Annotated in this window: 5 protein-coding genes and 1 pseudogene; 2 read left to right on the top strand and 4 right to left on the bottom strand. The window is 46.5% G+C overall.

The window, feature by feature from the left end:
* From BK127_RS27710 to BK127_RS27700, 3 genes and pseudogenes are all read right to left on the bottom strand, one after another.
* A pseudogene (locus tag BK127_RS27710) lies at nt 1-1,329 on the bottom strand (collagen-like domain-containing protein); the annotation flags it as partial.
* A gap of 456 nt (nt 1,330-1,785) precedes the next feature.
* Entirely contained in the window at nt 1,786-2,877 is a 1,092-nt protein-coding gene (locus BK127_RS27705; protein ID WP_076235170.1) for a GntR family transcriptional regulator, read from the bottom strand.
* Nucleotides 2,878-3,041: 164 nt separating this feature from the next.
* Nucleotides 3,042-4,223, bottom strand: coding sequence for an MFS transporter (locus BK127_RS27700; protein WP_179097629.1), 1,182 nt, complete (start codon nt 4,221-4,223; stop codon nt 3,042-3,044).
* A gap of 241 nt (nt 4,224-4,464) precedes the next feature.
* On the opposite strand from BK127_RS27700, the gene BK127_RS27695 reads away from it, so the two are divergent.
* Both BK127_RS27695 and BK127_RS27690 read left to right on the top strand, forming a co-directional pair.
* Entirely contained in the window at nt 4,465-5,280 is an 816-nt protein-coding gene (locus BK127_RS27695; protein ID WP_076235166.1) for a DUF975 family protein, read from the top strand.
* A 144-nt stretch (nt 5,281-5,424) separates the two neighbouring features.
* The gene (locus BK127_RS27690; protein ID WP_076235164.1) at nt 5,425-5,658 is read left to right on the top strand and encodes a DUF3951 domain-containing protein; all 234 of its coding nucleotides are present in this window, start codon (nt 5,425-5,427) and stop codon (nt 5,656-5,658) included.
* 147 nt (nt 5,659-5,805) lie between these two features.
* Here the strand turns inward: BK127_RS27690 and BK127_RS27685 are convergent, their stop codons facing one another.
* Nucleotides 5,806-6,693 carry a 5'-3' exonuclease gene (locus tag BK127_RS27685; protein ID WP_256711479.1) on the bottom strand — a complete coding sequence of 296 codons (888 nt, stop codon included), beginning with the start codon at nt 6,691-6,693 and terminating at the stop codon, nt 5,806-5,808.
* Between the last annotated feature and the right edge of the window lie 100 nt (nt 6,694-6,793).

Below are 6,793 nucleotides of genomic sequence, written 5' to 3'. Positions count from 1 at the left end.
CGGTCCTTGGGTGCCTTGCGGTCCTTGAACACCTTGCGTTCCTTGATCACCCTGCGGTCCTTGAGCGCCTTGAGACCCTAGAGCACCCTGCGGCCCTTGAGCACCCTGCGGTCCTTGAGCACCTTGCGGTCCTTGAGCACCTTGAGGTCCTTGTACGCCTTGAGGTCCTTGTTCACCTTGAGGTCCTTGTACACCTTGAGGTCCTTGTTCACCTTGAGGTCCTTGAGCACCTTGCGGCCCTTGTGTGCCTTGAGGTCCTTGTACGCCTTGCGGCCCTTGTGTGCCTTGCGGTCCTTGATCACCCTGAGATCCTTGTATACCTTTCGGTCCTTGATCACCCTGCGGTCCTTGGGTGCCTTGCGGTCCTTGTGCGCCTTGTGGCCCTTGGACACCTTGAGGTCCTTGTACACCCTGCGATCCTTGTGTGCCTTGCGACCCTTGATCACCTTGAGGTCCTTGTACACCTTGCGGTCCTTGATCACCTTGAGTTCCTTGTATGCCTTGAGGTCCTTGATCACCCTGCGATCCTTGTGTGCCTTGCGACCCTTGATCACCTTGAGGTCCTTGTACACCTTGAGTTCCTTGAGTACCTTGCGGTCCTTGTATGCCTTGAGGTCCTTGAACGCCTTGAGATCCTTGCGGCCCTTGTGCACCTTGCGGTCCTTGATCACCCTGCGGTCCTTGGGTGCCTTGAGGTCCTTGAACACCTTGAGGTCCTTGTATGCCTTGCGGCCCTTGAGCACCTTGAGGTCCATGTGTGCCTTGCGGTCCTTGGGTGCCTTGCTGCCCTTGAGCACCTTGCGGTCCTTGGTCACCCCGCGGTCCTTGAACACCTTGCGGCCCTTGAGCACCTTGCAGTCCTTGGTCACCCCGCGGTCCTTGAACACCTTGAGGTCCTTGTACGCCTTGAGGTCCTTGGTCACCTTGAGGTCCTGGAACACCTTGAGGGCCTTGTACACCTTGTGATCCTTGTATGCCTTGCGGCCCTTGAGCACCTTGAGGCCCTTGTACACCCTGCGATCCTTGTACGCCTTGCGGCCCTTGAGCACCTTGAGGTCCTTGAACGCCTTCAGTTCCTTGGTCACCCCGGGGTCCTTGTGTGCCTTGCGGTCCTTGAACGCTTTGAGGTCCTTGTACACCTTGAGTTCCTTGTGTGCCTTGAGGCCCTTGAACACCCTGAGGTCCTTGTATGCCTTGGGAGCCTTGTACACCTTTAGGTCCTTGTTTACCTGTCGGACCGGTTGGACCCGTTTGACCCGTTTGACCTGTTTGACCCGTTTGACCTGTTTGACCCGTCTGACCTGTTTGACCTGTCAGACCTGTCAGACCTGATAGCCCATCAGACATAATTAATTACCGCCTTTCATTAAAAAACTAATATAAATATATATATTAGATTTGATTAATTAAGGAACGGTACCAGTCCAATGGTATCCATGACGTATTATATTGTGCTTATGCAACGGTTTTTAGGGGGGAATATTAGTGGTAAATTGTCTGATCTGTAATCGGATCAAGATTTTTGGGAGATGTTTCTTGTTGAAATGAGCATTATATCTGAAGCTGTTTATAATTGTACAATAGCCAAAAAAACTGGATCGCAAGAGCAGAACCAGTTTTAGGTTGCCCACATATTTCAGGCAATCCTGTTTTATGATTCACAATGATAATTATGTAATAGATGAATGTTGCTTTACGGAAACAAAGGCGAACGCTAACGCTTCTCCAGGATCATTTGGCCACTCCGCTCATTATTCACCGAACTTCTAAATATGCTTCGTACTCTCATACAGGTCTCGTCGATTCACGGACAATCAGCTCAGGCTTCCAGATCTTCGAACGATCAGCGGTATCCGATTGTTTATGCTCAATCATATCAATCAAGGTTTCTGCTGCCTGTATACCCAAATCAAGCTTCGGGTGTGCCAATGTTGTCAGCTTCACCTCCATCGCGGTAGCGAGTGTTGAATCATCGTAGCCAACTACCGAAACATCTCCGGGAACGGTCAATCCCGCCTCGCGAATCGCGCCAATCAGCTGTACAGCCAGCTCATCGTTATAGCAGACAAAGGCAGTCGGCCGCTCATCCTCCTGACTTAGCATGGATAAAGCTGCAGCGTAGGGCTTCGTTTTCTTTTCTTCCGTTGCATAATGTATCACTGCGTGTGGCAGCAGCGGAACCTTCAATTCATGGTGCGCCCGAATAAAACCCTTCATCCGGTTCACTCCCTGCAGATCATCCATTTTGAAAAATCCGGCAATGCGCCGATGTCCGAGTTTGATTAAATGCTCTGCCGCTGTGTACCCGCCGGCCTCGTCGTCCATTTTAATACAAGGGCAGTTCATCTCCATGTACCGCTCATTGATCATCAGGAATGGAATGCTTCTGTACTCCAACGATAAATAAAAATCGAGATTCGGGTTTCCCTCCGCGCTTTTGGTCGGCTCGATGATAATCCCGGCCAGCGGATGGGTCAGCAGCATTTGCAGACTTTCGCGCTCTCTGGCCTTATCGTTGTCCGTGCTGGAAAGCAGCATCCGATAACCTCTCGACCGGAGCACATTTTCTACTCCTCGTACGATGGAAGGGAATATATAGTCGGAAATATAGGTCGTCAGCACACCGATTGTTTGAATTTCCCGTTTCGGCTTTGGTGCTGGCGCCACATACGTACCGCTTCCCTGCACACGATACAGCCAGCCCTCCTGCTCCAGCTCGCCTAATGTTTGCCGGACCGTCTGCCTGCTCATGCCAAATTGATCGGCAATTTCATGCTCGGTCGGCATCCGCTCATTGGGCATAATCTTAGCAGCATGCAGCCAGCCCATAATTTCCTGTTTTAGCTGTATATATTTAGGTAAAGGCTTTTTACTCATCATGCACCTCTGTCGTTCGTGATCTTTTAATTTCTATTATACTTTTGTACGTACCATTTATCCACGCTATTCCAATGACCTGAGTCAGCCATACCAAAAAGCCGACCCTCAGATCCTCTCAGACCTTACGAGACAGCTCTCTGCAACCATTTTTGTCCAAATCCTCATTCAGCTTCCAAAGCTTCCTCACTCTTTTGTGAGAAGAACGGCACCAGCAGTGCGCAGCCAAGTGAAAAAGCAAGCAGCAGGATGAAGGTCAGACCCTGTAAATCCTTTACAAACAATATAAGAACCAGCATCGCGATCCGCGATATATTAAGAAACCATTCACGCCACAATAAAATTCGCGCCTGCTCAATGGAGGTATGACGGCTAATAATTCGGAATTGACCGCTGTTCCAGATCGTACTGAAATAAAAGAGTCCCACTGTCGTTAAAATATTCGAAATCACGAGGAATACCGAATGCTGAAGCAGCGCGATCAAGAACCCGACCGAGATCGCCACCATGCCTACCTTTAACCAAATCCCACTGCTCACCGTTAGCTTTCTGTGCAGCACCATCGCAATGATCGAGGATACTGCGTAGAGGACATTGAGTAGAGCTATGACCAACTTGTCATTCGAGACGGAAAACGTAAATATTAAGGCAAACAAACCCTGAAACTGCAAAAATACACCGGCAGCCAAACAGGAAGGCACCATCCAGCGAATAGCCGGATAAGAAAATACCGTCGAGAATCGCATCTGCTGGAACAATGGCTTCTTTTCCTCCGCTAAGGTCACAGGAGAAATGAAGAACGAAACCACCATTAGCACCGTTATAAATATAAACATCATAATAAACGATCCATAGTAACCGATCCATTTGATAATGAAGGCAAATACGATCGGGTTCACAATCGAGATCGTCTGTCCTATAATCGTCGCATATGAGAAATAATCTTCAAAATTACCACCCTTGCCGATAGCGGTCAATGTAATATTTTGCGAAGCGGCATACAATCCCCACATGATACCGACTGGTATCGCAATAATGGTAATCCACAGCAGACGGTTGTCCAGAGTTAGCGTGGTCAAGAGAATAAACGTGATCGCACCACATGTCGCTGTCGTTCGAATCAACGCTCGTGTCGTATATTTGGTTAACAATCGTGATCCCCCTGCAAAAGCGAGACTCCACGTGATGAACATAATCAGATTAAACCAGGTAACGTCAAAAATACTATGATTCTTTTCCCAGATAAATAGATTTACAAAAATACCAATGTAGTTAAAAATAATCGTTGAGGCTGCGTTCATGATCAGCACTTTGCGGATAGAGGCCGCGATGCGCAAGTTGTCCATCTCCTTAAATTTGTGCTCTTGACTTCGTAAAATTTCGGCGTAGTAGGCCTCTTCAGTTTGCGCAAATTGCACAGCAGCCTTACATGCATGATGACATCATAACCCATTCTACAGATCATGCAACCATAATTTTTTGAGCTTATCCATTACTTGACAAAAAAGTGTATTCCGCACATAATCAACTGCAGCAGTTGGGTATATATAGATGAAGACCTTATCAAATTGTAAAGGATTGATTCACATGTGGACGCGTAAGGAACTTAAGTCGAGAGCAAAGGACGTGTTAAGAACCTCCTATTGGAAAGCCTTTTTGGTGAGTTTAATTATTGGCTTTGTAGGTGGTAACGGGGGCAGCGGCAGCAGTATCCCATCCAATCTCTTTAATGGACTTGATCCTGATACCTGGAACCTTGACGGCGGCAGCTCGTACAATCGTCATAATGCCAGCAGCGGCAGAGACAGCTTCACTGAAATATTCAGGGATATGATGGATAATGAGACCTTACTGATCATACTCATCTTCGTCGTTATATTTCTTGGGATTATGTTGTTTGCGATGGCGTTTCGAATTTTTTTATGTTATTCACTTGAGGTTGGTGGCAGACGGTATTTTGTAAGGAATGCACAGGGCGATAATAATTTGAATCATATTGAATATGGTTTTCGCAAAAATAAATATTTGGCTATCGTAAAATCCATGTTATGGAAAGATTTTCTTAACTTCCTCTGGTTCCTGCTGCTCATTATTCCTGGGATCGTAAAATCGTATGCGTATCGTATGGTGCCTTATATTTTGGCTGACAACGCCAATATTGGTTACAAACGTGCGGTTGAATTGAGTAACCGGATGACGGCCGGACATAAGTTCAAGATGTGGGTTCTGGATCTTTCTTTTATCGGATGGTATTTGCTCGGATGCATTGCGCTGTTCGTCGGTGTACTGTTTGTTATGCCTTATGAAAATGCTACAAAAGCGGAATTATATCTGGTATTGCGGCAAAATCTGCTCGATAACCACGAATGCAGCTACGAGGAGCTTGATCTGATCGTGCAGTAAGTCACAGTCAGATACGCTGGTATGATCACTGGTTCGATATGTAAAATATGCCGACAACAGCGGGAGAAGCCTTTCCAGTCTTATGGAAAAAGCTTTTCCCGTTGTCATCATGATATTGACTCTATCAATCAAAGGAGCTTAGATATGGAGGATTTTGGACTGTATGTCGTTCTCTCACTCATTGTGCCAATTATCGTACTGCTGCTGATCATTACTTTGAAAATCATTAAAGGTAAACAAATTCCAAACAGCGATTACACCCCATTGGATTACATTACTGGACAAACTCCTATCGAATTCCACGAAGAGAAAAAAGAAAAGGAACACAAGGATGACCAAGGTGATGATAAAGACAAGCACAACCCTGTGAAGGAATAATAACCCGACACTTTCGTTGCTGTTATAAAGCACAATAAAACACAAAAAAAGCTCACCTCCCTTTAGATTCATGCTCTAAAGTGGCGAGCTTTTTCTTTTGGTTCTCCGATTTAGTATGTACGGGCTTCCAGATACTGCTCCCAGACGCTAGATGACGATTTTGATCAGACCACCAAATTCAAGCTCATCAAATTTGCGAATCGTAGCTTCCTTCTGAATACTCCAAATACATTGCTCCAGACTGCACGTTAGTGGCACATCCAGTCGGATCGTAGCCAAGTCCTTGGACAGCATAAGCATGTCCCTGTCAGACTCGATCTTGGTTCGAACGCCTTTAGGCAGCGATTCCAGAGCATCCAATACCCCTTCAACGGTTTGATATTCCTGGACTAATTTTAAAGCAGTTTTTTCACCGATTCCCCGAACACCGGGATAATTGTCGCTGGTATCGCCCATAAAGCTTTTTAACTCAATAATCTGATAGGGGTGCAGCTGCTTTTCTTCCCACAAAACCTGCAGATCATAGGTCAAGTAGTTCAGCTTGCCTTTTTTCATAATAATGACATGGATTCGCTCCGAAATCAGCTGCAGCATGTCATGGTCCCCGGTCAAAATATAGACATGCGCTTCCTCGCTGATCGTCTTGGCTACCGTACCGATACAATCATCTGCTTCGTAGCCTTGCACGCCGAGATTGAGTATGCCCATTTCTGCGACAACTTCCTTCACCAGCTCGAATTGGGGAATCAGCTCTTCAGGCGGAGCCTTCCGATTGGCTTTATAGGAATCGAACAGCTCCGCGCGAATCGTCGTCCCCCCCAAATCCCAACAACACACCACATGAGTAGGCTTGAATGTTTTGACCGCATCGAACAAATATTGAATAAAGCCGTAGACCGCATTGGTCGGCAGTCCTGCGCTTGTTTTTCGAATATATCCACTATACGAGGTTGCATAAAAGGCTCTGAATAATAAGGCCATACCGTCGACAATTAACACTTTAGGTTCGGTTGATAAATCAGAATTCGTTTCCACTCTGTACACTCCACTCCCTGGCAATCTGAACTATTGCTTCCTATTGTACCAGATTAACGGGCATAAAGTGAACGGTTGCTACATAGAAGTTGTACTCAGA

The organism is Paenibacillus sp. FSL H7-0331, assembly GCF_001956045.1.
Note: the sequence above shows the minus strand (reverse complement) of the source record. Positions and strands in the feature narration are given on the sequence as shown.

Excerpts from the sequence above, each read along its gene's own strand:
- BK127_RS27705 (WP_076235170.1), bottom strand. The coding sequence starts at position 2,877 with ATGAGTAAAAAGCCTTTACCTAAATATATACAGCTAAAACAGGAAATT.
- BK127_RS27700 (WP_179097629.1), bottom strand. The coding sequence starts at position 4,223 with ATGGACAACTTGCGCATCGCGGCCTCTATCCGCAAAGTGCTGATCATG.
- BK127_RS27695 (WP_076235166.1), top strand. The coding sequence starts at position 4,465 with ATGTGGACGCGTAAGGAACTTAAGTCGAGAGCAAAGGACGTGTTAAGA.
- BK127_RS27690 (WP_076235164.1), top strand. The coding sequence starts at position 5,425 with ATGGAGGATTTTGGACTGTATGTCGTTCTCTCACTCATTGTGCCAATT.